Annotated in this window: 20 protein-coding genes and 2 pseudogenes; 15 read left to right on the forward strand and 7 right to left on the reverse strand. The window is 45.5% G+C overall.

The features are described 5' to 3' along the window. Positions 1–49: 49 nt before the first annotated feature. From A8806_RS14220 to A8806_RS14250, 7 genes and pseudogenes are all read left to right on the forward strand, one after another. The gene (locus A8806_RS14220) at positions 50–976 is read left to right on the forward strand and encodes an ABC transporter permease (RefSeq protein ID WP_330405369.1); all 927 of its coding nucleotides are present in this window, start codon (positions 50–52) and stop codon (positions 974–976) included. Between the two features lie 2 nt (positions 977–978). Further along, complete coding sequence (locus A8806_RS14225) at positions 979–1,989, forward strand: ABC transporter permease (protein WP_109731867.1); 1,011 nt, start codon at positions 979–981, stop codon at positions 1,987–1,989. Between the two features lie 317 nt (positions 1,990–2,306). Next, on the forward strand, positions 2,307–4,253 hold the full coding sequence (locus A8806_RS14230; RefSeq protein ID WP_181368731.1) for a bifunctional metallophosphatase/5'-nucleotidase: 1,947 nt from the start codon (positions 2,307–2,309) through the stop codon (positions 4,251–4,253). A 242-nt stretch (positions 4,254–4,495) separates the two neighbouring features. Continuing rightward, on the forward strand, positions 4,496–6,718 hold the full coding sequence (locus A8806_RS14235) for a PTS sugar transporter subunit IIABC (protein ID WP_109731869.1): 2,223 nt from the start codon (positions 4,496–4,498) through the stop codon (positions 6,716–6,718). A 19-nt stretch (positions 6,719–6,737) separates the two neighbouring features. Continuing rightward, the gene (locus A8806_RS14240; protein WP_109731870.1) at positions 6,738–7,568 is read left to right on the forward strand and encodes a PRD domain-containing protein; all 831 of its coding nucleotides are present in this window, start codon (positions 6,738–6,740) and stop codon (positions 7,566–7,568) included. Positions 7,569–7,757: 189 nt separating this feature from the next. Further along, positions 7,758–8,291, forward strand: coding sequence for a flavodoxin (locus A8806_RS14245; protein ID WP_109731871.1), 534 nt, complete (start codon positions 7,758–7,760; stop codon positions 8,289–8,291). 22 nt (positions 8,292–8,313) lie between these two features. Further along, positions 8,314–8,634, forward strand: a pseudogene (locus A8806_RS14250) (carboxymuconolactone decarboxylase family protein); the annotation flags it as partial. A 149-nt stretch (positions 8,635–8,783) separates the two neighbouring features. On the opposite strand, the gene A8806_RS14255 reads toward A8806_RS14250, so the two are convergent. Both A8806_RS14255 and A8806_RS14260 read right to left on the reverse strand, forming a co-directional pair. After that, entirely contained in the window at positions 8,784–9,659 is an 876-nt protein-coding gene (locus tag A8806_RS14255) for a LysR family transcriptional regulator (RefSeq protein ID WP_109731872.1), read from the reverse strand. Positions 9,660–9,774: 115 nt separating this feature from the next. After that, complete coding sequence (locus A8806_RS14260) at positions 9,775–10,314, reverse strand: flavodoxin family protein (RefSeq protein ID WP_109731873.1); 540 nt, start codon at positions 10,312–10,314, stop codon at positions 9,775–9,777. Between the two features lie 169 nt (positions 10,315–10,483). Here A8806_RS14260 and proC point away from each other — a divergent pair, with 169 nt between their 5' ends. After that, on the forward strand, positions 10,484–11,266 hold the full coding sequence (gene proC, locus A8806_RS14265) for a pyrroline-5-carboxylate reductase (protein WP_109731936.1): 783 nt from the start codon (positions 10,484–10,486) through the stop codon (positions 11,264–11,266). A 241-nt stretch (positions 11,267–11,507) separates the two neighbouring features. On the opposite strand, the gene A8806_RS14270 is transcribed toward proC, so the two are convergent. Both A8806_RS14270 and A8806_RS14275 read right to left on the reverse strand, forming a co-directional pair. Then, positions 11,508–14,696: a response regulator gene (locus tag A8806_RS14270; RefSeq protein WP_109731874.1), complete on the reverse strand. Its 3,189-nt coding sequence runs from the start codon at positions 14,694–14,696 to the stop codon at positions 11,508–11,510. Next, entirely contained in the window at positions 14,683–14,889 is a 207-nt protein-coding gene (locus A8806_RS14275) for a hypothetical protein (protein WP_109731875.1), read from the reverse strand. The genes A8806_RS14270 and A8806_RS14275 overlap by 14 nt, the downstream gene beginning before the upstream one ends. A gap of 339 nt (positions 14,890–15,228) precedes the next feature. On the opposite strand from A8806_RS14275, the gene A8806_RS14280 reads away from it, so the two are divergent. Next, a complete protein-coding gene (locus tag A8806_RS14280) occupies positions 15,229–16,650 on the forward strand; it encodes a GntR family transcriptional regulator (protein ID WP_109731937.1) in 1,422 nt (473 codons plus the stop codon). A gap of 553 nt (positions 16,651–17,203) precedes the next feature. After that, positions 17,204–19,942, forward strand: coding sequence for a GLUG motif-containing protein (locus A8806_RS14290; RefSeq protein ID WP_181368732.1), 2,739 nt, complete (start codon positions 17,204–17,206; stop codon positions 19,940–19,942). Between the two features lie 243 nt (positions 19,943–20,185). On the opposite strand, the gene A8806_RS14295 is transcribed toward A8806_RS14290, so the two are convergent. The 3 genes from A8806_RS14295 to A8806_RS27130 form a co-directional block, all read right to left on the reverse strand. Continuing rightward, positions 20,186–21,928, reverse strand: a complete 1,743-nt coding sequence (locus A8806_RS14295) for a cache domain-containing sensor histidine kinase (RefSeq protein ID WP_109731878.1) — start codon at positions 21,926–21,928, stop codon at positions 20,186–20,188. Beyond that, positions 21,912–22,691 carry a response regulator transcription factor gene (locus A8806_RS14300; RefSeq protein WP_109731879.1) on the reverse strand — a complete coding sequence of 260 codons (780 nt, stop codon included), beginning with the start codon at positions 22,689–22,691 and terminating at the stop codon, positions 21,912–21,914. Before A8806_RS14300 ends, A8806_RS14295 begins: the two co-directional genes overlap by 17 nt. 149 nt (positions 22,692–22,840) lie before the next feature. Continuing rightward, entirely contained in the window at positions 22,841–22,984 is a 144-nt protein-coding gene (locus A8806_RS27130) for a peroxiredoxin family protein (protein WP_109731880.1), read from the reverse strand. A 584-nt stretch (positions 22,985–23,568) separates the two neighbouring features. Here A8806_RS27130 and A8806_RS14310 point away from each other — a divergent pair. The 5 genes and pseudogenes from A8806_RS14310 to A8806_RS27010 form a co-directional block, all read left to right on the forward strand. Beyond that, positions 23,569–24,291 carry an MBL fold metallo-hydrolase gene (locus A8806_RS14310; RefSeq protein WP_242996092.1) on the forward strand — a complete coding sequence of 241 codons (723 nt, stop codon included), beginning with the start codon at positions 23,569–23,571 and terminating at the stop codon, positions 24,289–24,291. 168 nt (positions 24,292–24,459) lie between these two features. Further along, positions 24,460–24,963 carry a DUF3795 domain-containing protein gene (locus A8806_RS14315; protein WP_109731881.1) on the forward strand — a complete coding sequence of 168 codons (504 nt, stop codon included), beginning with the start codon at positions 24,460–24,462 and terminating at the stop codon, positions 24,961–24,963. A 156-nt stretch (positions 24,964–25,119) separates the two neighbouring features. After that, entirely contained in the window at positions 25,120–25,386 is a 267-nt protein-coding gene (locus tag A8806_RS14320; RefSeq protein WP_109731882.1) for a GNAT family N-acetyltransferase, read from the forward strand. Between the two features lie 53 nt (positions 25,387–25,439). Beyond that, entirely contained in the window at positions 25,440–25,934 is a 495-nt protein-coding gene (locus tag A8806_RS26240) for a hypothetical protein (RefSeq protein WP_181368733.1), read from the forward strand. A 50-nt stretch (positions 25,935–25,984) separates the two neighbouring features. Next, positions 25,985–26,239 (forward strand): annotated as a pseudogene (locus tag A8806_RS27010) (GNAT family N-acetyltransferase); the annotation flags it as partial. Positions 26,240–26,379: the final 140 nt, after the last annotated feature.

A 26,379-nucleotide genomic window follows, 5' to 3' on the forward strand; every position in this document is an offset into this window, starting at 1 on the left:
CTTGTTTAAAAAAGATTGCCGGATGATGATATCCGGGAAAATTTTTCTTATGTCCTTTGGGTTTCTGATTCTTTATACCCTGTATGTGAACTTGGGATATATCAAATTCATGGATGCCGGGATATACAATGTGTACCTGTATGATCCGGCGGGAACACAGACAACGGTTTCTCCGCTGGTTCAGCAAGTTCCATCAAAAGAAGTTCTCGACTCTGTTTTACTCGATGATACGAATGGAGTCGGTATTGATGCCAGCGACGGGGAACCACAACTAATATTCTATGAGGGAACAGAAAAAGCGGACCGCCACCGGGCTGACTATGCATTCTCTCTCCTGCAGCCGTCAGGGAATTACAGCGCCGGGGTGGTTGGTTCCAATACGCCGGAGCAAAAGGCGAGGAAAGATATTACCTGTGAACTGTTGTTTTTTGAAATTGCCGCTGTTGGATTTTTAGGGATTGCGGCGGTGCTGTTCAAGGAAAAAGGTATGGGTGTTATTCGTGTCCATGCCATTCTGCCCTTGAGTAAAAATCTATTTATCCTGTCCAAACTGGTAATATTTCTATTGTCCGACCTGATCTTTGCAATATTACTCACTGTGCTGAATGTCGGACTATCAGATACCGCATCCATATTGCCTGCGGTGCTGCTCCAGACGGCGCTCCTGTCCCTGATTATGGCTTTGACCGGGCTGATTTGTGCCCTGCTTCTAAAAGATTTCCGGCAGTTTACTCTAGCTTATTTGCTGATTGCTGTTTTTGTATCGACCCCTGTGTTTTTGTCAGCAAATACGGCAGTAAAACTGGACTGGGTTAGGTTTCATCCATTCTATCATATTTACATGGGACTGAAAAATGCTTATTTTGGAACACCTGCGGCCAGCCCGTTTTACTATTTGGGTGCTGTTGGTGCTATTGCAGCGCTATTCGCCGCAGTACAATTTGTGTTCCGCAGAGAAATAGGAAAGGAGGGCTGACGATGAAAGGATTGCGTTATCAGCTTAAAAGTGTTCTGAAAGATAAGTTTTGTATGATGTCCTTTCTCCTGCCGGTTATCGTTGCCGTGGCATTAACTTTTGCCGGTTCGATTGACCTTTCTTCACTGGGGGAACTTCATTTTGGTGTTTTGGAAGGTGACGTGTCTGTCCAAACTATCACATGGCTGGAGCAGTATGGCCCTGTGACGGCTTATCCAACGCCGGAAGAACTGACGGATGCTGTCAATGAACCATCTACAAATATAATAGGTGTAGAGGCTGACGGGAACAGTATTAAGACCATTCTTTCCGGCGATGAACTGGATGTGTTCCGCCAAACTGCCGACACGCTCCCTTCTTTATATGAGCAGCGCAAAGAGGCCCGGCAGGTGAAGGTCCAGGTTTTGGAACGTGCCGATATGATGGGGGGATTTCAAGACATGTTTATGGCTGCAACACTGATTGTTGCTATGTTTATGGGCTGTACCTTCAATGCTGTGAATATTGTTTCGGAGAAAGAGGATGGTGTGGCGTTCATTAACGAGATTCTGCCCATGACCTACAGCCAGTATATTATGCAGAAAATAATGGTTGGTTTTCTCTGTGGGGGCTTATCCTCGATTATTACAGTCTGTATTTGCTTCCGCCTTTCCCTGCAAAACACGGCCCTCATGCTGGTGCTGACTGTTCTTTCTTCATTTGTGGCCGCACTTATCGGCCTGTTCATCGGCAGGTTTTCCGAGGGGATTATGGTCAGCGTGGTCTATCTGAAAGTTGTTATGCTGCTGTTCATGGCTGTTCCAATCATTTGCTTTCTTGTGGGGAGCGGCCATTGGCTTCTTTCAGCAGTATGCTATATTGTTCCCTCGCAGGCAGCCTTCGAAGGCATTATGAGTTTGTCCGGCGGAAGCCCGGCAGCGGCAGTAAAAGATATTCTTATTTTAATGGCTCATTGTGTGGCATGGTTTTTACTCTTTGTGGTTCTTTCTGTGCGCCGGAAAAGAAATACATAATGTTAAGTGCCTCCTGAAGCAGTTTACCCTTTCATTCTGTGACGTTTTTGCCAGAAATTGATGTTTGTGTTAGATTCATTGTTTTCTATTTGCCATGCATGTAAAATCTTTTGAACTATACAAAAAAGATGATACATAGACAACTGAGGAAGGATGGATAGACATCCTCCTGGATATGCTTTATACTATCAGTATTGTGCCTGTCAACTTTTAGGGGTGATTTTTTAAATTTTTATCAGACCCTTGCTCAGGTTTTGACCTTGCAGCTTAACTAACTGACATAGGGTATGAACAGTAATATGGAAAGAGGAGAGAGTATGAGATATAAGAAAAGAATACTGAGTATTTTGATTTCATTGTGCTTGGCGTTTAACATGATGACAGGAACGGTCTTAGCGGCTGATATAGCACCGCAGACACAAGTAACAAAGAATGGCACAACAGAATCAAAAGTGGCTATAGTGAATAGCACAACAGAGTTCTGGATAAATGTTGTCCATACGAATGATATTCATGCAAGAATTCTGGAAGATGACTGGAATCAGGTGATCGGACTTCCGAAAGTAAAAACCTATATCGACCAGGCATCACAGGGAAAGGACTTATCGCTGGTTCTGGACGGAGGAGATACATTCCACGGGCAGTCCATTGCCACCCTTGTACGGGGCGAGTCAGCAGCGAAAGTACTGGCAGCCTGTGGATATGATGCAATGGCAGCGGGAAACCATGACTGGAATTATGGGAAAGACCGTCTGAAAGAACTGGAAAATATCGTCAGACAAAATGGCAGCCCGGAATTTTCCATCCTTGCAGGAAATGTAGTCAATGAAGACGGAAGTATGTTTTTTGACCGGCAGTATCTTACAAAGGAAGTCGTAAAAGATGGTAAAACATTAAAAATAGGAGTATTCGGGGTGATCGACCCGGCGATTTATAATGCAACTGCACCGGGGAATGTGGAAGGACTTCAATTTACGGATATGACAGTTTATGCACAGAAAGCAGCGGCAGAACTGAAAGCACAGGGATGCCAGATCGTGGTTGGTATGGCTCACTGTATTAACCCGAAAGGGCTGGCTTCTTCTGTGGATAGTGTGAATCTGTGGATTGCAGGGCATGAACATACAACCATCAATGAGGCAGTTACAAGACCGGACGGTGGTACAGCACTGGTTGTTGAGACAGGATATAATCTGTGGAATTTTGGAAATGTAGATATAAGCTGTACATTGGATGCAGATGGAAATCTTGCAGAAGACATCAAAATGACAGAAAATCTGGTGGATTATAATACAGGCAAGGCTCTGGATGCGGACCCGGGAGTGCAGGCTCTCTTAGATGGAATTACAGAAGAGCAGAAAACGATACTTTCCCAGCCGGCAGGCTATGCCCCGGAAGATCTGGACGGGGTATGGGAGCATATCAGAATCGGTGAGACAACGATGGGACGGGCTGTTACGGATGCATATCTTCTGGCTACAGGAGCAGACATTGCATTTGAAAATGCAGGCGGTATCCGCGCTTCAATCGAAAAGGGAGCGGTTACATATCAGAATGTGCTGGATGTATCACCTTATGGAAACTATATTGTGACAAAAGAACTTAGCGGCAAGGAAATTTTAGAAATACTCGAAACATCACTGGATATCATGAAAGCAAATATAGAAGCAAATGAAAAAGGTGACTATGACGGATGGCCGGATAACAGTGGAAATACACTGCAGGCAGGCGGAATAGAGGTGAAGTATAACCTGTCTCTGGAGAAGGGAAGCAGGATTCTGGGCGTGCTCGTCCAGGGGGAAGCGGTTCAGGGGGATAAAATGTATACTGTTGCGATGAACAATTATCTGCCAAATGACACCAGTGATTATCCCCAGTTCGAAGGAAAGGCCAATCTGCATGAATATCAGGCATGTGAGGACGCGCTGGCGGCATACTTAAGTCAGCCGGAGAATGTGGTGCTTGAGGGGATTAGCCGTGCACGGCTGGTTGCAACCAACGAGAAGCCGGCAGTAGATGAGAAACCAGGACAAGATGGAAATGATAATCAGGAGGGCAGTAAGCCGAAGCCGGCGGTGCCTGCACCAGAAAATGAAAAAGCGCCGGATAACAAAACACCAAAAAACAAAACGCCAGATAACAAAATCAACAGTGTCAGGACCGGTGATGATGTAAATATCGAATTATACTTGCTGCTTACGCTTGCCGGAATCGGCGGAGCCGCTGCCACATTGAGAAAAAAATATGGAACACAGGGGAATTAGAGTAACTGTTCAAATCCTGCCTGATTTCTAATGCGAAAAATTTGCTTGACAAATGCCTACGCGGATGATAGACTCAATCTCAGATATAGTATGTAACTCATTAGAGGCATTCACTATACATAACATTTTGGATGTTTATGTGTATGGATGCCCTTTTTTTGATTATTTCTAGCATCAAGATCGTACGCTGTCAAATACATAAACGTCCTGACAATCATAATAGTAAAAGGAGAGAACAAGTTATGAAAGACAAGATTTTTGGTGTTTTGCAGCGTGTGGGCAGAAGTTTTATGCTCCCTATCGCAATTCTCCCGGTAGCAGGGCTCCTGCTTGGTATCGGGAGTTCGTTTACGAATGAGACGACGATTGCTATGTATGGACTGGAAGGCATACTGGGAACCGGGACGATTTTGAATGGGCTGCTTGTGATTATGAACAAGGTCGGCAGTATTGTGTTTGACAATCTTCCGTTGATTTTTGCGGTAGGTGTCGCAATCGGTATGGCAAAGAAGGAAAAAGAAGTATCCGCCCTGTCTGCCGTGATTGCTTATTTTGTTATGAACACCGCGATCAATGCTATGCTGGTGATTAATGGGGAACTGTCAAAGACCGGGGAGATTGCAGCGGATGTTCTGGACGGAACGATTGCTTCTTCCTGCGGGATTCAGACTTTACAAATGGGTGTGTTCGGCGGTATTATTGTAGGACTGGGAGTTGCAGCCTTACATAACCGGTTTTATAAGATCACTCTTCCGAATGCACTTTCATTCTTTGGCGGAACCAGATTTGTACCGATAATTTCTACAATTGTATATATGTTTGTCGGGATTGCCCTTTATTTTATCTGGCCTACAGTACAGAATGGAATCTATGCGCTTGGCGGACTTGTGACGGGCAGCGGTTATGCGGGCACATTAATTTTCGGTCTGATTAAGAGGGCACTGATACCGTTCGGACTGCACCATGTGTTTTACATGCCTTTCTGGCAGACGGCTGTGGGCGGCACGATGGAGGTCGCAGGCCAGATGGTTCAGGGCGGACAGAATATTTTCTTCGCACAGCTGGCTGATTCTGCGAATGTGGCTCATTTTAGTGCAGATGCGACAAGATATTTTTCGGGCGAATTTATTTTTATGATTTTTGGACTGCCGGGTGCGGCACTGGCTATGTTCCGCTGTGCAAAGCCGGAGAAGAGAAGAGCCGCAGGAGGCCTTCTTCTGTCCGCGGCACTGGCATGTATGATGACGGGTATTACGGAACCGATTGAATTTTCTTTCCTGTTTGTGGCACCGGCATTGTTTGCGGTGCAGGTAGTGCTGGCAGGTTCCGCTTATATGATCGCACATATGCTCAATATCGCAGTTGGTCTGACATTTTCGGGCGGTCTTCTGGATTTCTTCCTGTTTGGGATTTTACAGGGAAATGAGAAGACGAGCTGGATTAGGGTTATCCCTGTCGGGATTATCTATTTCTTCCTGTATTACTTTATCTTTACATTCCTGATCAAGAGGTTTAACCTGAAGACACCGGGGCGTGAAGATGACGATGCAGAGACAAAGCTGTACACAAAGGCTGATGTAAATGCACGCAGGGAAAACAAAAACAGCAGTGATGGTGAAGTACAGAACGAGGATGCTCTCAGTCTGACAATCACAAAAGGTCTTGGCGGAAAGAAAAATATCAGTGATGTGGACTGCTGTGCGACAAGACTTCGCTGTACAGTTCTGGATCCTGACAAGGTAAATGACGCTCTGTTGAAATCGACGGGGGCATCCGGCGTAGTGCATAAAGGAAGCGGCGTGCAGATCATCTATGGCCCCCATGTAACTGTCATTAAGTCAAATCTGGAAGACTATCTGGAGAGCGCGCCTGATGAGGTGTATGAAGATTCCAGTGATGGTGAGGATGCAGCAGAGAGAGGAACTTCATGTGAAAGTAATAAAAAAGGAAGTAATGAGAAGGAAAATAATGCTGAAAATGCTGACAAAGGGGCAGAACCGGCAAGGACGGTCATAATTTCCAGCCCGGTCAAAGGGATTGCAGCAGATCTGTCAACAGCACCTGACGAAGCCTTTGCAGGCAGAATGATGGGAGACGGTGCGGTTGTGACACCGACAGAACCGATTGTCAGTGCACCGGAGGACGGCGAGGTATGTTTTGTATTTGAAACAAAGCATGCGATCGGATTCATGACAGATACCGGGGTCAGCCTCCTCATCCATATCGGGATCGATACGGTTAAGCTCAACGGAAAAGGATTTGAGGCACTGGTGGAAAACGGGCAGAAAGTCAGAAAGGGAGAGCCAATGCTGAAGCTTGATCTGGATTATCTGAAGGAAAATGCTCCGTCTGTTGTTTCACCGGTCCTGTGCACCGAGCTTGAGGATAATCAGAAGGTCCGTCTGTTAAAGAGCGGGGCAATAGATGAAGGAGAAGCGCTGTTTGCCATAGATATTTTTGAATAACAAAAGTGGGTGGTGAGATATGTATAGAATAAGGAAGATTTTGAATCACAATACGATTCTTGTAATCAAGATGGATGACAATAAGGAATACCTGCTCATGGGAAAAGGGGCCGGATTCAGCAAAAAGGTCGGGGAGCGTATTGAAAAGCGGTCGGAGGATACGGTGTATTCCCTGCAGAAACTGACCGACCGCGGGGAGGCGAGAGAGATTATCAAGTCTGTCTCCCCGGTTTGTCTGGAACTGGCAAATGACGTGCTCAATGAAGCGGAAAGGGAATTCGGAAAAATTGACCGGGCGATTCTGTTTCCTATGGCAGACCATATTGAATATGCCGTCAGACGTATCAAAAACCACGAACAGATCAGTAATCCGCTGACGGAGGATATCCGTGTCCTGTTTTACAAGGAGTACAAGGTGGCACAGTGCATGATACCTCTGCTTCAGGGGAGGATGAAAGTAGAGATTGACGAACACGAAGTGGGCTATATTGCCCTTCATATTCATTCCGCGATTAATGATGAAAAAGTATCTCAGGCTATGATGATTACCCGTGCAGTTCGGGAGTGCATTACGCTGGTGGAAGAACAGACATCGAGGAAGATAGATGTTATGTCCCTGGCCTATAACCGACTGATGAACCATGTGCGCTATATGGTTGCCCGGGCTCTGAACAATGAGCGCCTGAAGCTGAACATGAATGATTACATGGAGGTTAAATTCCCGGAGGCGTTCCGGACCGCAGCTATGATTTGTGATGAGGTGGGGCGCAGCCTGAAATGCCAGTTAGATGAGGTCGAAATCGGGTATCTGGCTATGCATATCGAACGGGTCGTCAATGATGAAATGTAAATAAATTTATTCAAATAGTTTTGACCGGCAGATTCCTGTAATAATAAGGGGCCTGCCGGTCATTTTTATTTTGACGGCTGGAGGATGTTTATATTAACTATAAGTTTATACACCAGTGACATTTTGGAGATTCAAAAGTAAGAAACCAGGGGATACAATATTAATTAAGAAAGATTGGAGGGAAGCTATATGTCAGAATTAATTGCATTTTTTTCAAGAAAAGACGAAAACTACGTGAACGGGGAGATTAAGATCCTTGAGATTGGTAATACAGAAGTGGCAGCCGGCATGATTCAGGAGATTACCGGTGCGGACGTGTTCAAGATTGAACCACAGCAGGCATATTCAAAGAATTATAACGAATGTATTGCCGAGGCACAGGCGGATCAGAGGCGGAATGCCCGCCCGGAACTGAAAGGCTATCCGGACAGCCTTGAGAAGTACGAAACGATTTACCTATGTTTCCCCAATTATTGGAATACAATGCCGATGGCAGTATTTTCGTTTCTGGAGCATTTTGATTTCAACGGGAAAATAATAAAGCCTCTCTGTACCCACGAAGGGAGCGGAATGGGCAGCAGTGTAAAAGATATCAAGAAGTTGTGCCCCGGTGCAAAAGTGGAAGCAGGGCTGGCTGTACGTGGTGGTGCCGTAAACAGGGCGGAAAAAGATATCAAAAAATGGTGTGAACCAGTAAATGATGAACAGTATAAGGCTTTATAATTCGGAAAGGCAGGCAGCTTAGATGGAAAAAATTGTACAAACAGCAGGCAGAAACGCTCTTGGTGAATTTGCACCGGAGTTCGCACATTTCAATGACGATGTTCTCTTTGGAGAAAACTGGAATAATCAGGATATTGACCATAAGACAAGATGCATCATTACAGTAGTAGCACTTATGTCATCTGGGATTACAGATTCTTCTTTAAAATACCATCTTTCAAATGCAAAGACTGCGGGTGTAACACAAAAAGAAATCGCGGCAGTCATTACACACTGTGCGTTTTATGTAGGATGGCCGAAAGGCTGGGCTGTATTTAACATGGCGAAAGAAGTTTGGGGAGCTGAACGGGAAGTTTAAAAAAGTATATTAATCGTTTGTTCATACCGTTTGTAAAACGTATGAAAAACAATAATTTAATGGAAAAACTAGATGAGTCAGGTGAAATACACAACTTAAAAGAATATTTAAACGAAAAACAAAGAACATAAAAATCAAGGGAGAGCAACGTACTGTTTTTGCGTATACGAAATAAACTCCCTCACAGCAATTGAAGTACGTTTTCTATCCTTTACAGCGATTCCAAGCGTACGGTAGTAGGGGTGAGCAGTCCTTTTGGGAATTACCCGGAAACTGGTTCTAGACACCACTAATTCCGGAAGGATTGCAATACCCAGACCATTCTCAACCATAGAAAGGACTGTATTATCTTCTTTCGAAGAATATTTGATATTTGGTGATATATGGTTTGCTTTGAAAATGATCTGGCTGTCATTATCATTGCCTTCATCCAGATAAATAAAAGGTTCGTTTTTCAGGGATTCTATCGGGAAAAACGGCTCACCAGCCAAAGGATGATCTTCTGGAAGAATGACAAATAACTTGTCTTTCTTTAAGGTGATAGTCTCAAAATTGGTAATATTTTGAATTGCAAAAAGGCCAATATCAAATTGTCCTGCAGAAAGACCTTCTTCTACTTCAGTAAAATCTCCTTCTGAAATCTCAAAAGTGATATTGGGGTATAATTCTTGGAATCCTTTTATCAGAGGAGGAAGAATATAGCATCCAATAGAATGAAATGATCCAATACGTATCGTACCCTGGACAAGACCGTGTAACTGGTTGATTTGTTCAGCAAGTGCGTGATGGTCGTTGATTATATTCTGAATATAGGGAAGCAGAATTTCACCCTCAGTTGTAAGAGAGACCCCGGAGCGGCTGCGCAGTAATAAAACGGTTCCCAGTTCATTTTCCAGAGAGTGTATTACCTGGCTGACGGCAGACTGCGTATATCCAATGTGATCTGCTACTTTGGTGAAACTGCCAAGTTCAATTGTTTTTAGTAGTATATCGTATTTGGAAAGATTCATAATAAATCCTTTCTGATAAACATAAATACAGGTTACAAATTATTATAACACTGCACAAAAAATATGCAATATTCGAATTGAGACGAATATTGCATAAGGGAAATCTTTTATTATTCTAGACGAGGGACTGGCCTAATATCTTCGCAGCTTTGGGATAATCACTGTTTTCGATATCTTCCCTGGTGTACATGCCTATTGCCTGGATAGATCCAAGATCTTCCCAGTGAAGGTACTGGCAGATATTTAGGTAGTGTTGGTAAAGTGCATCTAAGGTCCAACTGTCAGTATCTCCGCATGCAGCTAAAAGAACCGCTTTCTTTTTCAGGCTGCGAAGGGCTGTGTTATTGGCATAGAAACGGTCAATGACCATTTTCATTTGGGAACTCATTCCAAAATAGTATAAGGGAGTCACGAACACGACACAATCGGCATTTTTCAGGAGTGGGTTTAGTGTTTCCATTCCATCTTTATAAATGCATCCATTTTCTGTAGTACGGCAATGATTACAGCCGGTACAAGGATGAAGCTCTTCTTTACAGACATGGAAAGTAGTGATGTTATGACCGACAGAAGCAGCACCTTCTGTAAATTTGTCGCGCAACAATGCAGTTGTTCCCCTGGTATGTGGACTTCCATTAATTACTAGAATATTCATGATTAAGACCTCCTTTTAAAATTATCATAACGGTAAACAGTCAAAAAGTAAAATTAGAAAATGACATATATAGCATAAGAAAATCTAATGCAAATATTATTGACATAAGAAAAAGGTTAATGATAAAGTGGGAGAAAATCAGGTGGCAAAATTTGAAAGGAGCGGAAAAATGAAATTAGGGACAATTGGATGCGGAAACATGGCAAAAGCTATTCTGGGAGGTATTATTGGTAAAGGGCTGATTTGTCCGGAAGATATTATTGCAGCTGATCTATACGTACCGGGGCTTGAGGCAGCAAGAAAAAGCCTTGGAATTAATGTGACTACGGATAATAAAGAGGCAGCAAAAGCAGACGTAGTAGTGATCGCCATAAAATCAGAATATTATAAGAGTGTAATTGAAGAAATTAAGGATGTTGTAAGTGAGGATACTATATTTTGGACAATGGCACCTGGAATTACATTTGCTGACATAGAGAATTTCTTCGGAAGAAAAATAAAAGCAGTGCGTACGATGCCAAATACTCCGGCAATGGTGGGAGCAGGAGTTACTGCGGTTACACCAAATGAGCAGGTCACGGAAGAAGAAGCAAAGTACATATGTGAATTGATCGGAGGTTTTGGAACTGCTGAGAAAATTCCTGAATGTTTGATGGATGCCACAATTCCTGTATCGGGAAGTTCACCGGCAATGGCATTTATGTTTATTGAGGCAATGGCAGATGGTGCAGTCAGAGAAGGATTTTCCAGAGAACAGGCATACAGATTGTGTGCGCAGACTGTACTGGGAAGTGCCCGGATGGTACTTGAAACAGGGAAACATCCGGGTGAATTGAAAGATATGGTATGTACACCTGGGGGAATAACAATTGAACTGGTGAAAAAATTAGAACAGTTCGGATTTAGGAATGCCGTAATGGAAGGAATGGAAGTCTGTACAAAGTGCATCTGATAGCTTGGAAGTTATCTGTCAGATGAAAGCAGGCAAGGAGAGTGCAGTATTCCAATCGAGCGTGCAGAAGCATTCTATGAGTATATGACTCATAAAGAGCTGTATTTAGGGAAAGGGGATATTCTAAGGGGATGCGCCAGCGGGTAAGCATGACGCGGGCACTGATCAGCAATCCGAGTCTACAGTTTACGAAATATGTCATTATCACGGGGCTACACCGGATAGTTGATTTTCACGATACTTACAGCCACTTTTCCAGTACCCGTTGCAGCTGCTCAATATCAATGGGCTTTGCCAGATGCCCGTTCATGCCCGCATCCTTTGTCTTCTGCCTGTCATCCGCAAAAGCGTTGGCCGTCATGGCGATGATAGGGAGCGTTTTTGCATCCTCTCGTGGAAGAGAGCGTATTTGTTTGGCCGCTGTGCACCCGTCCATAACCGGCATCTGCATGTCCATAAAAATCAGGCTGTAGGTTCCATCAGGTGCGTCTTTCACCATATCCACAGCGATTTGGCCGTTTTCGGCCGTGTCGATCGACACACCGGTATCCGATAGAATCTCCACGGCGATTTCCCGGTTCATTGTATTGTCCTCTACCAGAAGGAGCCGTCTGCCCTCATAAGAGCCCCCGATCAGCGGTCCCGCCTCCGGTTTTTCTTCGGCGGTCGCACCGTTTACGTACTGCTTCAGCTTATACACGAGCTGGGAGCGAAACAGGGGTTTTGTAATAAAACCATTGGCACCCGCCTGTCTGGCGGCGTCCATCTGCTCCGACATATCATAGGCCGAAAGCATGATGATAGGCAGGTCTTTTCCTAATTTCTTACGAATCAGCCGGGTGGTTTCCACACCATCCAGACCCGGCATTCGGTAGTCGAGGATGACCGCGAAATGGTCTTGGGAAGCGGCGTGGGCTTCTTCCAATTTAGCGAGGGCGGTCTGACCGTCGCCGACTCCTTCCGCTGTAATTTCCAGTTCTTCCAGACGTTTGCAGGTATTTTCACAGACAATGTGATCGTCGTCCACTACCAGAACCGACAAACCGGCCAGCGCGCTGTAATCGATTTTTTCCTCCATCACTTTGAGATAAACTGATACGGTAAACCGGCTGCCTTTCCCGTAGGTACTTTCCACCTCGATTGTGCCGCCCATCTGCTCTGCGATTTTTTTACAGATGGAGAGTCCAAGACCAGTACCTTGGACCGCCTGGATTTTTACATCCTCCGCCCGTTCAAAGGGTTCGAACACGCGGCCTAAGAATTCAGGCTTCATTCCGATACCGGTATCCGAAACGATAAACTCATAATGCGCCATATCTGACCCAGCGGCTGGGGTTTCCCTGATTTCCAGCGTAACAGTCCCGCCTTCAGGCGTGTATTTTACCGCGTTTGACAGCAGATTCATAATCAGCTGTTGCAGGCGCTGTACGTCGCTGATCACCATTTCATGGGTGATTCCGCTGATATAGGGTTTAAACAGGAGACTTTTGTCATGGAGCAGCGGCTGCACCATAGTGACGATGCCCTGCACCAACTCCGCCAGGTTCACTTCCTCCTCTGCCAGCAGGATCCGGCCGCTTTCGACTTTGGACATATCCAGCACTTCGTTGATCAGGTCGATCAGGAGCTTAGAGGAAACGTCGATTTTCTGAAAATAGTCCATCACCCGTTCCGGATCGTTTACATACTTTTTACCAATCTTGGTCATGCCCAAAACCGCGTTCATCGGCGTGCGGATATCGTGGCTCATCCGGGACAGAAAATCTGACTTGGCCCGATTTGCATGCTCCGCCGCTGTAAGTGCCTCCTGCAGGGCAGACTTCTGCTCAGTCAGCTGCTTTTGCATTTCCCGCAGCTCTGTGATATCGGTGACGTCGATAAAGACCGTCAGGTAGACCGGGTCGTCAGCAATAGAATCAGTACAGGTACTGCGGATCTGGAACCACCGCTCCCGGCCATCCCGGTCCTTCATGCGCAGTGTACCATCAAAGGGCTCGCCCTGCCGGAAATGCAGATGGTTTGCTTCGATCATGGCCCTGCTTTCCGTCTCCAGGGCAGCATAGACGTCGAAGGACTCCAGCTGCTCTGTATCCACATCGAAAATATCCGTAATGCCGTCGCTGGCATCGATCATGACGATTTTGTCCCTTAGGATACGGTGTTTGACGATAAAACCTGGGATGTTATTATATGCAACGGCTTTCTCCTGCTGGATCTGCATCAGCTCGGTGACGTCGACCATAGTGGTGTAGGCCAGCTGTCTGCCGTCCTGATACTCGTCCGTGAAAAAACCTGTCATTTTCACCCAGTTGGTGGACCCGTCAGGAAGTTTCAGCGGCACAAAGAGCTCATAGCTGGTTTTTCCTGCCGCATACATTTCCTCAATCTTGCCGTGGATTTTTTCCCAGCCGCCTTTGTTGGTCTTAAAATATTCGTCACAGTGGTTGTGGAAGGCTGCCTCGTATTCCTCCTTAGAGTACCCGATCAGCTCATAATAAAAATCATTGGCCCCGACCACCGTGAAATGCTCGTCCACCAGATGGCGGCTGACACTGACCTTCATGGCCTGCATCAGCATGTCCTGCTCGTTTTTCGTCTGGACCAGCTCCGTTACGTCGGTCATGACGGTATAGGCGGTTTGGATTCCGTCGATATATTCCTCCGTGAAATAGGTGAACAGCTTGACCCAGTAGCTGGAACCGTCCTCGTATTTCATCGGGACAATCAGCTCATATTGACTGCCGCCTTGCGCCAGAACCTCGTTTACTTTCTGTGTCAGCATCTCCCATCCCTCCGGGTTGTTCCGATAGTATTCGTCGGGGTGGTTGTGGAACAGGGTCTCGTATTTTTCTTTAGAATAGCCGATGAGCCGGTAATAATACTCATTGGCCCGCACACAGGTATAGTGTTCATCGATGAGGTGTTTGCTGACACTGACGTTTAAGGCGCTCATGAGCATATCCTGTTCATGGGTCAGCTTTTCAAACTCCTGTCTGGCCTGCATCATCTCAGTCACATCGGTCAAGGTAGTGTAGGCAATCCGGCAGCCATCAATATATTCGTCTGTAAAGGCTGCCTGTAGCTTGACCCAGTAAGCCCCCCTGCTGGGATGGATAAGGGGCAGGTAAACGGAGTTGCCGTTTTCCCCTTTAGCCAGAGATTCTTTTACGGATTCCGCCATGATCCGGAATCCCTCTGGGTTATTGTAGAAGTATTCGTCCGGGCGGTTGTGGAACCGGCCTTGGAATTCCGCCTGTGGGTAGCCAATCAAGTCATAAAAAAATCCATTGGCCCAGACGAGTGTGAAATGCTCATCCAATAGATGCTTGCTGACGCTGACGCTCAACAGGCGCATCAGGGTACTGTATTCATAATCGGCCGCTGCCTGTTTTTCCCGCTGTCGCGTGTTTTCTTCCTTATGATCTGGCATTTTTCTGCGCCTCCTCTATGAAACAAATGCTTCTGACAAGTGTGCTGTATGCATGCCGCAGCTTTTCATAGGATACCGCGACAGCTTTCTGTTTTTCTTCTCGCTGGAACTTTCGGTAAACGGTGCTTTTCTTGGAAAAGCGTTGCAGCACGTCTATCGTATCCACAACTACCTCTAGCAGAACCCAATCCATTTCTCCGCCTACCTTGCTCATTTATTTATCAGTTTATTATAGCCTGTTTAGTTGACAAATGCAATATCCTTTGGCTTCCTGCCATGATGGATTTCCACGTTCATCTGTGATATACTTAATTATCAAAATAGCTGGGTAATAAGAAGAGGTGATTACGCATATAGTGGGGACAATAAAAGCAGAAAATCACATTTAACGGTGGTTTATTTATCCAGAATGTGGATGCAGAAAGCGCTTTTCCCACATTCCAGCGTTTGGCAATAATGGGAACGGAGCACTTTCATGATTGGGTTTGTAAACTCGGAAAATAAAGAATTTCTTAAAGAAGGAGGAGGAACGATGCATAACAACAGCATGGCTGATATTATCTATGATTATTTTACTTCCCGGATCGTATTCGGTTATTATCTGCTTGGGGATCAGCTTCCTTCTATCAGCTATATCTGCCGGCAGTTTCAGGTCAGTGCTCTCACCGTGCGTACTGCGTTGATCCGGATGCGAGAGGAAGGGTACATCGAAACCACTGAACGCAAGCGCAGCATCGTGACCTTTCAGCCGGACGAGCAGCAGGAGCAGCGCTACCGGAACACTTTCCTCTCACGCAGGGAGGGGATGAATGACATGTGCCGAAACTCCGATATTCTTTTCAGACCCATCGTTCATTACTATCTGCAAAGGCAGACTGAGGATTCTATCAAACAGATCCGGTCGCAGCTGAAGAAGCGGAAGGGGCACCCGGCGAAACAGATCAACATGTTTTACGCCGAGGCCATGCGCCCGCTGAACAATTCCCTGGCGCTTAATCTACACTGGGAAATGGTACGGTATCTTCAGCCCCCCTATCTTCAGCGTCCCGCTAATTTTGAAGATTCAGATACTGCGGCGGAGCATATCGAACAGATGCTAAGTCTGATTGAAGCAGGAAATATTGAAAAAGCGCTGGAGATGACTCAGGCGTTCAGCAAAAATGTCACGCAGATGTTTTTTGAAAGTCTGGGTGTCATGCTGGATACACCGGAGCCAGTTAAACAGATCCCATTTGAGTGGCAGATCTACAGAGAGCACCCGCAAATGTGCTATACGCTGGCTGCCGAGCTGATGAGCAAAATAGATGCGCGGATTTACAAACAGGAGGAACTTTTGCCCCCCTGTCAGGCGCTGGCACAGAAATATGATGTTTCCCTGATTACCATGCGGCGGACACTGGAGCTGTTAAACGACATCCATGTCACCGAAACGCAGAATGGGGTCGGGACACGGGTGATATCCGGAAGGCTTTCCGGTCCGCCCGACCTTTCGCATTTACAAATCCGCAAATGCCTGCTCATGCTGCTGCAGGCGATGCAGATGAGCGCACTGACCTGCAAAAATGTCGCGGTACATACGCTCTCTTCGCTGGACGATGAGGACTTTCAGGCTCTTGAACGTGAAATTGAATGCCTTACGGAGGAAGGAACGCCGTTCCTTGCCGCAAAAGCCTGCCTTCGATTCATTGGGGAGAACAGCTCCTCAGCTTTTATCCGGGAGGTATACCGCCAGCTTTACCTGCTCCTGCAATGGGGGCACGCCCTTCATATGTTTTCCCAAAAGCTGGATGCTGGCAGGTTTTACGAGGACTATGCCGAGAGTCTGCGAGAGAAGCTTTGCCGCCGGGATATCGATGGCTTTGCCGAAAATCTGTCAGAGCTGATGAAAAAGAACGTTGTGGGAACCAGAGCTTTACTTCTGGAACTCGGCTTTAAGGAGGAACAGCTGGTATAGGCATTCTCGGTCAGTTTTCATTTAGGGGTGGCTATTAATATATAATAAATCCAGAGCAGGAGGCGGTCACCAACCGCCGGCCTCTTGCAATATCATGTGTATCAGAGCTGTAACTACTAGACTAGTCGATTTAGAAAAATGGATTTTTTCTGAAAGCAATTGCAAATCGCATTTTTTATGGTATCATGTAAATATATACGTTTATGCGAAAGATGTCCTTCGGGGGCTATACAAATCCAAAAATTCATAAAAATTTAACAGAAGAGGAGTTGACAGTTATGCAAATGTGGGTTACCCTTTTCACAGCACAGCACAGCACAGCACAGCACAGCACAGCACAGCACAGCACAGCACAGCACAGCACAGCACAGCACAGCACATTATCTGACTATCTGACAGGGATAACTCTGTCCTTTTTTGTTAAAAAACTAAAAAGATTAAAGGCGTATTTTGCCCATAGTTGTATGGGTGAAATGCGCTTTTTATGTTTTATGGATTGAAATAGCTGGAGCTTGTGCATAAAACTAATGAGAGTATAAAGGAGGAAATGCATATGCAAATAAACACATATGTAAAAAAGCACACACGAAACCGATTGTTTTCCATGCTGCTTAGCCTATGTCTGCTGTGTGGGATGCTGCCGCTGGGCACAGTCGTCCTGGCAGCGTCGGATGCCGATGTCTGGGACGGATCCACCGCAAGCGGTTTCACCGACGGGGACGGCACTGAGGGTAGTCCTTATCTAATTTCCACTGCCGCCCAGCTCGCGTATCTGCGTGACCAGGTCAACAGCGGCGAAACCTACACGGGCATGCACTTTCAACTGACGAATGATCTGGATTTGGACGATCGGCTGTGGGAACCCATCGCGGGGAACACAGGTATCTTTTCCGGCTCTTTTGACGGGCAGAACCATATGATTTCCAACTATTCCATCAACGGGAAAGAGGACAATAAAACCTTTTACGATCAGGGATTGTTCGGTTCTTATAATGGAGTATATTTAAAAAATCTCACCATATCGAATGTAAGGATTACGGACACGGCCAATGCTTCTACCGCCTATTACGTTGGCGCAATGGTGGGTTATTTATATGATAATACAAAAGTGGAAAACTGTCATGTAAAAGGGGTAGAAATCACTGTGGGCTGCTTCGATGCCGGAGGCTTGATAGGTATTGTCGTAAGCAATGGCAATGAACAGGTAACTGGTGGTGGTCTGTTTGACTGTACGGCAGAAGACATCTTGATCGAGCCGGATTCGGTAGTGACTAAAGCACCAAACAGTGGCGGCTTAGTGGGGGCGCTGTCCGCCATCAAGGATGGCGACGCTTACACGTTGGATAACTGTTCTGCTTCCGGATTTATCACAACGAATCTCATCGTAAGCTGGGATGGTAGTGATGGGGGTGGAATCGGTGGTCTTGCGGGTTTCATGACCGGCGGCGGATATGATAGTAATACCGGTATAGTGACAAAAAACAAGGAATTTCTCATCAGCAATTGTCATGCTGACGTAACAATCACAGCACCAAATCTTGGCGTTGTGGGCGGCCTGTTTGGAGAGGCCACCGCCTTGACGTTGGAAAATTGTTCTGCCTCCGGGGCTGTCAGCGGCACGTGGTCAATCGGTGGTTTGGTCGGAGCCGCCCCGGGCAGTGTATTGCGTAATTGCTCGGCTACGGGCGATGTTACCGCCAGCGACTGGCAGTCTGGCGGCCTTGTGGGTTATGGTCCAAAATCTACACTGGAAAGCTGTTTTGCAACGGGAAACGTTACCTGTACGGCAAATGGGAAGAGCCGCATAGGCGGCTTGTTGGGCAACGGCTACAGTGCGACGGCGACCGACTGTTTCGCTTTGGGCGATGTGGAAGGACAGGTGGGAGAGGTCGGCGGCCTGGTCGGATGGGTCACGAACGACGACGAAGATCGCACTGGTGGCACTTTCACCAATTGCTTTGCGTTTGGTCGGGTACATGAAAATGAAAGCGATAATGAGGATTTTGCGAAGCCGCTGATAAATGGCATGTGGGATGCGAGCAGCGACGATCATGCAACAGCGGTTAACTGCTATTATAACGCTGAGCGCAGCGGTCGAGAGGATTCTAACGGGACCAACAAAAGTCTGGAGGAATTCAAAGACGGTACGGTTTCCAACCTGTTGGGCGATGGTTTTGTTACGCGCACGGAATTTCCCCACCCTGTTTTATCCAGCATGTATCAGTCAAATCTCGCCACGTTAAAAAATCTCTGCTACAGCGTCAACGGCAGCGAGCCGATTCCGGTACCAGAATTCAAAACGGGCATTGATACTTATTCCATACTCCTGCCGCGCGAGACACCGCGGGACGCGGTGCTTACACTGACAGGTATATGCATGGAAACGGGAGCAGCTATTATTGGAACGACCGATGCAACGCTGGTAAATGGTGCGTCAAATTTTCTGTCCCCTGCTACTATTACCGTGAAGGCACAGGACGGGACGGACGAAAAAACCTATATGGTACATTTTCTCACGGAACGAATCGAATCCAATATGAAAGACGCCTCCATCTCCGGTATCACGGCTGACGAGACCTTTATTCAAAATGAAATGCCATCCTTTACAGCCGTCGGCCCCGGCATGGACAATGACAATCCTGCCATCGGTGACGAGCGGTACCGTCCGGTGAGCTGGAAGATCGACGACGGCAACGTCCTTTCTGGAATGTGGAACGCGGCCCCCTTTACCAGCGGCATCGATTTAAGTAAGCTATCGTTGGGAAAACATATTTTGAACATACAGTACGGCTGGGAACAATTTGGTGAGATCCTTGAGAATGGAGAGAGCACCGGCGAATATGGCTGGATGTCTCTGGATAGCGATCTGCCGGAGGAACTGATTAAAACTGTTCCCTTTACTATCGTTCCTGTCGTTACCTATACGCTAACCTTCGATACCGACGGGGGTACACCGGTGCCGAGTGCCCAGACACTGGAAGCTGGTGCGAAGCCTGCAACGGTAAGCAATCCAGCAAAGAAGGGCTATAGCTTCTCCGGATGGTATAATGATACAGCCAAAGTTAATCTCAGCGATTTTACTATGCCAGAGCATGATGTGGTGTTGAAAGCCAAATGGGAGAAAAAGCCGGCCACTCCGTCTCAGCCGACCAAGCCATCTCAGCCGGGCAAACCGGACGTTTCCTCCACTGTGCAAACCGGAGACAGCTCCCCTGTCTGGCCCTTTTGGGTAGCACTGACATCCCTGTTCGGAATTGGCTTAATGATATCTTTTAGAAAACGGCAGAGTTAAATGGATAAAGAGAGTATAAGATAGCTTTGAACAGATTGCTGTCAGAACACTTTTCTATCAATTGTACAGAATTGATAGGATAGAATAGGGCAGCCAATATTTTAGCAGTCGATTTAAAAGCGGCGGTTGGGTAAAACTTGACCGCCGCCTTTTCTCGTGTGTGCCTGCCAGGAATACAATAAAGATAAGTACAGCTCTCGTGGCCATATCTGTCCCGCACATCAGAAGAATCCATAAGATTTGTTACTTTATATATGGAGTGTTTTTTATTTTCTTGTTTACCGTCAGTCGTACAATGCAGCCTTCGCCAGGGGCGGACTCGACCGTTATGCCACAGTCCGGACCATAGATAAGCTTTAGGCGGCTGTCCACGTTTTGCAGGCCCACGCCGTTCTTCTGGAACGCTTCACTGCCACGAGACAGCGCCGCGGGGTCAAAACCCACACCGTTATCCGCCACAGTGAAAAGCAGCCGTTCCCCGTCCTCCGCCACCGTCACAGTGATCTGCCCGGGGCCGTCCATCGGCTTGATACCGTGATAAATGCTGTTTTCCACAACGGGCTGGAGGATGATCTTGGGTACTGTGTAATCCAGCAGTTCCTCCGGGACGGAAATCTCATAGCTGAGTTTCTCTTCATACCGCTCTTTTTGGATATACAGGTACTGCCGCACATGTTCCAGTTCATCGGCCACGGTGACCAGCTCCCGGCCGCCGCCAAGGGACAGGCGAAAAAAGGCGGCCAGGGATTTGGTGAGTGCAATCACTTTTTTGTTGTCGCCAAATTCAGCCATCCAGACGATGGTGTCCAGAGTGTTATAGAGGAAGTGAGGATTGATCTGGCTCACCAGAACATTGAGTTCCGCCTGGCGCAGCGTCCTTTCCTTCTCCGAAACTTCATTCATCAGCTCGCGCACACGGCGGATCATCTTATTATAATTTCCGGCCAGCAGTTCCACCTCAGTAAAGCCATGCCTTTGTACACTGATCTCCGCCAGCTTTTCAATCTCATCCATGCCCCGTTCCAGGTCGGCCATAGGTGTGGACAGCCGGCGGGTAAATAGAAAACCAAACAGCAGAACCGCACCGAAGAGCATACCACCGGTCAGCAGCACTGCCTCAAAAAGCTGCCGTTCCAGCATGTGCAGGGTATCCAAAGACACCACGCCCATCATGGTCCAGCCGGCATTCTCGATTTCCGTCTGGTAAGTAAGCAGGTTCTGCTTTTTGTCGTAGCCGTCTCCTTCTGCCAGAATCGCCTGCAGCTGCTTCTGCTTATCAGGGTCGGAAAAGTAACTGGTGTCCTTATGGTAAACCGGCTCGCCTTTTTCATTCAGGAGGAATACATAGCCTTTCGTTCCCAGATCCAGACGGCTCAGATGGTCCTCGACAACGCTGTATGGCATATCCATCAACAGAACGCCCAGGTTCTCGCCAGTGTTGCCAGTGATTTCCGTGCTGATAGAAACCACCCAGTTATCCTTGTCGGAGGAAAAACTCTGCATCCGGGCGCCGGTGAGGATGGGCATGGTGTTGTGGATGGACTCCATATACCAGTCCTCCTTCATCATGTCCTTGGAAACTGACATATCGAGGCCCTCTTCATTGGAAAGGATGCGTCCGTCCTTGGAGACCACAACGATGGATTTTATGGCACTGTCGTTTTCAAGCAATGTATCGATACGGGACAGAAGGCCCTCCTGCAGGCTCTCGTCATCCCCGGAAAGATATTGGCGGAGGGTGGGGTCGCTTGCGAAGACGTTGGACTCCCCTTTGATGCGGGCGATGTAGGTGGAGAGATTAGTTCCGCTTAAGTCCATCAGCTCGTGTGTTTTGGAGACGGTCTCATTCATCAGCAGATTGGCTGCGAAGAAATAGACTGCTCCGCTAAGGAGCAGGATAACGGTCAGCCCCGTGCCCAGAACGAACAGGGGGAGCTGAACGCTGAACCGCCGGAACCAGCCGCGAATGCTATGCTTTTTTTCCATGTCCCGCCTCCGTCCTGAACGCTGTAGGCGTTTTTCCATATTTGCGCCGGAAGCATACACTGAAATAGTTTGGATCGTCAATGCCTACTGCCGCTGCGATTTCGTAGTTTTTCATCTGGGTGGACAAAAGCAGGATCTTTGCCTGCCCAAGCCGAAGGTCCAGAAAGTAGTCCCTAAAATTGGCGCCAAAATGCTTTTTAAACAGCGTACTCAGATAACTGATGCTGTATCCCAGCTCGTCTGCCATCGTGCTGAGGGAATACCCGGCGTCGGCAAGATGTCCCTCTAAACACTCGGCCATTTGTGTGCGGACACTTCCTTCCTCTCTGGCGCCAGCGTCCGCTGCCAGCTTATTTACCTCCTGCCGCACAGCTGCCAGGCTGTCCGCTTCTTTCTTTTTCTCCACCAGGCGGAAAAGAATCGCCTGGATATCGTCCCGGGAGAGGGGCTTTAAGACATAATCGTCCACCCCTGCCTTGATGGCGCGGATGGCGTAGTCCAGATAGTCGTACCCCGTTATCATGGCAATCTTGACGGATGGGTCGTACTCCTTTGCCCGGCGGCAGAAGTCCAGTCCGTTCATTTTGGGCATATTGATATCAGCAAGGATCAGGTCGATCGGCTCTTTTTCTAATAGCACGAGGGCTTCCTCACCGCTTTCGGCCTCGTAGAACCCAGTGATGCCCAACCCTTCAAAATCGATAAATGCCCGGATTCCCCGGCGGATGATGCTTTCATCATCCACCACCAGCAGCTGATACATTCTAATGCCCCCTTTCCGGTGAGTGCACATAACACCGCACCATACACAGCTTTCACTGCGAAGGATAGGGTGCTGCCTCTGTATCATTTTATTATACAGCACCGGTACTCATGGTACAAGTCCGTGAGTACCGGTATCGCTTCCACTATTTAAAAACAGGAGGCCCAATATTTAAGATAGACCTTTTCTCCTGCAAAGTCGGAGAGCTTTACAGTATTTCCATCCAGATCCATCATTTCAAAATCGGGGGCCAACGCTCCGTCGTTCTTTTTTTCCTTCTCATTCCTTCTCATGCTGGTGTTCTCCTTTGCGCTGTTTTCTTGTTCATCCGTTGCTGGCGGGCGTTCCCACGCCCTCCGGTGCCGCACGCAGTCAGTAACAAGAGCGAAAGACTTAAACCCGCTGCCCCAAATAATTTATGTTTCATCGTCATCTTCTCCTTTCTACTACGTTACCCAAAGAGGGATAATATATTGTCCAGGCTGCCATCAGGAATGCCCCGTAAATGCCCCGTACAGCGGCTGACCGCCCCAGAATCGCTTCCAGAACTGGGCCGATGCAGGGAGATCAGGGAGACCCGCCGTAAGCACTGTTCCTAGATACAATGATCGAACGTCCATGTATGTCACCACTTTCTCTTTCTGTCTTTATTCTACGCCCAGTCGAAAAAGATTGTAATGGAACGGCTTTCGCTGTTTCTTTGATTTTTTGTGATTGCGTGAAAAATCTTCAGGGGAGTTTCTTCGGTGTATCCCTGCAGCTATATAAATATTCAATACAGTTCTTTCATTAAATATGATATAATTTACCCAATCAAAACAACAAGATAGAAAAGTACCAGGAAAACTGCTAAAATTAGAAGTCGTGGAGGAGATGTATGAAAATATATAATGCAGGAAACAGAGTCATGAATACATATCTTTACCAGATTAAAGATGGGTTTGTAATGATTGATACAGGCTACGAAAATAATTATACAAATTGTACTTTGTCTATGAAACGAAAAGGAATTTCTTGGTCTAATATTAAATATATTTTTCTAACACACGCCCATGATGACCATGCCGGTTTTCTAAAAGAGGCATTGGATAAACATCCAAATATTACTTGTATCATAAGTGAAAAGGCATTTTCTGTTTTGTTAAGGGGACAAAATTCATTTGATGGTGGTTGTAGTAGTAGGCTTGCACTGTTCTTTTGTTGCATTATGAAATTATTGGGCAATGGAAAACATCTTTTTCCTGCAATCGATGAAACCTATAAAAAAAGATTTATAGAGATAACAAAAGATAATGTTTCTGAAATTGAAACGTTATTATCTGGCAAAATATTATTTACACCGGGACATACAGCAGATTCTATTTCCTTAAAAGTTAAAAATCAGATATTTTGTGGAGATGCCGCAATGAATGGTTTACCGAGTTTACATAGGATAACTATATGGGTAGAGAATAAAAAAGAATTTGAAAATTCATGGAAAGTATTTTTGGATGAAAATGTAGATTATATTTACCCAGCACATGGACATCGGTTTAAAAGTAATGATTTGTATAAGTTTAAAACTGAAATTAGTAAGCTTAAGCTATATCCTTTGAAGTGACAACAATATCTTCAACTTCCAGTTTTTCAAACTGAAAATCTGGATTTGTGGATTATTCTTTGCTATTGTATTTGCAATAATTTTGATTGGATGGAAGATAAAAAAGGAAAATGGTAACGTTCAGTTTATCCGAGTGAAAAATTGGAAAATTTAAAGGGAGGTGCTGAAATGTACGATTTACCTTATGGCTATTGTGGTATTATGTGTGCTTTGTGTAATCGTCATATCGTGAACGGGAATAGTGCCTGTTCCGGTTGCTCTCAAAATGGTTATTATTCTGAACCATGTAAGATCGCTAAATGTTGCAAGGAAAAGAATAATCTTCATTGTGCATTATGTAAAGAATTTCCTTGTGAAAAAGTAAAAAAAATCGGAGACTTTAGTGACCTAAATACTAATGAACATTATACTAAGGCTTGCCATTGTATATTGGAAAACGGATTTGATATTTGGTATCAAGAATATGAAGAGCGAAAAAATCTTTTAATGACAGCTTTAGAAAAGTATAACAACGGCAGAATGAAGCGGTACTTATGTGAATTGTTTATGCGCGAAGATTTAGTGGATTTACGAGAGATAATGGAGGTTGCTAATAATGATTTAATCGGTACAACAAAAGAGCTTTCCACTCAGTTTAAGTCTATAGTAAATAGCATTGTCAAAACGAGATAAATTGTACGACACCCTGCAATATGTATGGCGATAACTGCTGTGATCATTATAATACGAACAGCGTTAGAAGATAGTATGCTTAAAAAAGGACTAGCCGTAGTGTTTAACCAAATCGGTTGGATATTCTAAATTTGAAATTTTGTGGGAGTAAAAGTAATGATAGAAATCAGATATGTAAAAGCAGAAGATAAAGAATTTTGGTATAGTCTTGATAAACACTTGCCAGAACGAGAATTTGTTAATAAGATCAGTAATAAGAGAGGATATATTTTATTGGATAACAATAAACCCATCGGGTTGTTAAGATATAATCTTTTCTGGGATAATACGCCATTTTGTACAATGTTGTATATCGATTGCAATTATCACAGAAAGGGTTATGGAAAAAAACTAATGGAAATGTTTTTGATTAAGGGCATTTAATTAAATTCCAGTTTACCCGAGAGGAAAAATTGAATTTATAGAGGAGGACGACTATGCTTTTAGCAATAGAATGTATGATTGCTTGTATAATTTTTGCAGTAATTGTCTTGCCTGCACAATATAAAGATCCAGTTAAATATATTATGTCTTACCCTCCAGAAATCAGAAAAAGAGTGGAGTCTTTACCAGAATATAAAAATTCTATAAAACGGACTGAAAAAAGGCACATATTAAAGAAACTCATTGCTGTATTTGTATGTGTCGCACTTTTGTCGGCAGTCGCCTATTTTTCAGGAGCTAAAAACTTTCAAACAGCATTTATACATGTGTTTATCTTATTTCTTACCGTTAATCTCTTTGATGTAATTGTGCTTGATATTGGTGTGTTCTGTCATAGTAAAAAATTAAGAATAGCTGGAACTGAAAATATGGATAAAGAATACAAGAATTATTTATTCCATGTTAAAGGTGGCATAAAGGGAATTATGTTGGGTGGTGTGATTTCCCTTTTATCTGCGAGTATAAATTACATAGCATCTATTATATAAATCCCCATTTGTGGTAGGAATAAAATTAGGAGAAAAGTGGATACTATCATCTTGGCTGTCTGTGTGTTATACCAAAATATCAAGGAATGGGAATAGGCACGCAGGCGTTTGAATATATGTTATCTGTTTCTCCTGACTGGAGACAGATTACGCTGGTTACGCCTGTTGACAAAGAAGAGAATATAAAGTTTTATACTAAGAGATGCGGATTTAGGCTTGGAAATAAAGTAATGGATGGAAACGTAGAAGTTGTTTACTTTTATATGAATCGCAAAATTACAGCTTCTAATTATGATTCAACTTAGAAAAATGGAACAGACAGATTTGCCCTTCACCATGACGCCAAAAGAATTGTGGTGCAGCCGAATCCGGAAAACAAGGCATCCTGCGGCCTGCTGCTGTCTTGTGGCTTTGTGCTTGACACGGAAAAAGAGATCTATGTAAA

This window comes from Faecalicatena orotica, assembly GCF_003149245.1.
GTDB classification, from domain to species: Bacteria; Bacillota; Clostridia; order Lachnospirales; family Lachnospiraceae; genus Faecalicatena_A; species Faecalicatena_A orotica.

Coding starts and splice junctions, on each gene's coding strand:
- A8806_RS14220 (WP_330405369.1), top strand. CDS start 50: ATGTCCTTTGGGTTTCTGATTCTTTATACCCTGTATGTGAACTTGGGA.
- A8806_RS14225 (WP_109731867.1), top strand. CDS start 979: ATGAAAGGATTGCGTTATCAGCTTAAAAGTGTTCTGAAAGATAAGTTT.
- A8806_RS14230 (WP_181368731.1), top strand. CDS start 2,307: ATGAGATATAAGAAAAGAATACTGAGTATTTTGATTTCATTGTGCTTG.
- A8806_RS14235 (WP_109731869.1), top strand. CDS start 4,496: ATGAAAGACAAGATTTTTGGTGTTTTGCAGCGTGTGGGCAGAAGTTTT.
- A8806_RS14240 (WP_109731870.1), top strand. CDS start 6,738: ATGTATAGAATAAGGAAGATTTTGAATCACAATACGATTCTTGTAATC.
- A8806_RS14245 (WP_109731871.1), top strand. CDS start 7,758: ATGTCAGAATTAATTGCATTTTTTTCAAGAAAAGACGAAAACTACGTG.
- A8806_RS14255 (WP_109731872.1), bottom strand. CDS start 9,659: ATGAATCTTTCCAAATACGATATACTACTAAAAACAATTGAACTTGGC.
- A8806_RS14260 (WP_109731873.1), bottom strand. CDS start 10,314: ATGAATATTCTAGTAATTAATGGAAGTCCACATACCAGGGGAACAACT.
- proC (WP_109731936.1), top strand. CDS start 10,484: ATGAAATTAGGGACAATTGGATGCGGAAACATGGCAAAAGCTATTCTG.
- A8806_RS14270 (WP_109731874.1), bottom strand. CDS start 14,696: ATGCCAGATCATAAGGAAGAAAACACGCGACAGCGGGAAAAACAGGCA.
- A8806_RS14275 (WP_109731875.1), bottom strand. CDS start 14,889: ATGGATTGGGTTCTGCTAGAGGTAGTTGTGGATACGATAGACGTGCTG.
- A8806_RS14280 (WP_109731937.1), top strand. CDS start 15,229: ATGCATAACAACAGCATGGCTGATATTATCTATGATTATTTTACTTCC.
- A8806_RS14290 (WP_181368732.1), top strand. CDS start 17,204: ATGCAAATAAACACATATGTAAAAAAGCACACACGAAACCGATTGTTT.
- A8806_RS14295 (WP_109731878.1), bottom strand. CDS start 21,928: ATGGAAAAAAAGCATAGCATTCGCGGCTGGTTCCGGCGGTTCAGCGTT.
- A8806_RS14300 (WP_109731879.1), bottom strand. CDS start 22,691: ATGTATCAGCTGCTGGTGGTGGATGATGAAAGCATCATCCGCCGGGGA.
- A8806_RS27130 (WP_109731880.1), bottom strand. CDS start 22,984: ATGAGAAGGAATGAGAAGGAAAAAAAGAACGACGGAGCGTTGGCCCCC.
- A8806_RS14310 (WP_242996092.1), top strand. CDS start 23,569: ATGAAAATATATAATGCAGGAAACAGAGTCATGAATACATATCTTTAC.
- A8806_RS14315 (WP_109731881.1), top strand. CDS start 24,460: ATGTACGATTTACCTTATGGCTATTGTGGTATTATGTGTGCTTTGTGT.
- A8806_RS14320 (WP_109731882.1), top strand. CDS start 25,120: ATGATAGAAATCAGATATGTAAAAGCAGAAGATAAAGAATTTTGGTAT.
- A8806_RS26240 (WP_181368733.1), top strand. CDS start 25,440: ATGCTTTTAGCAATAGAATGTATGATTGCTTGTATAATTTTTGCAGTA.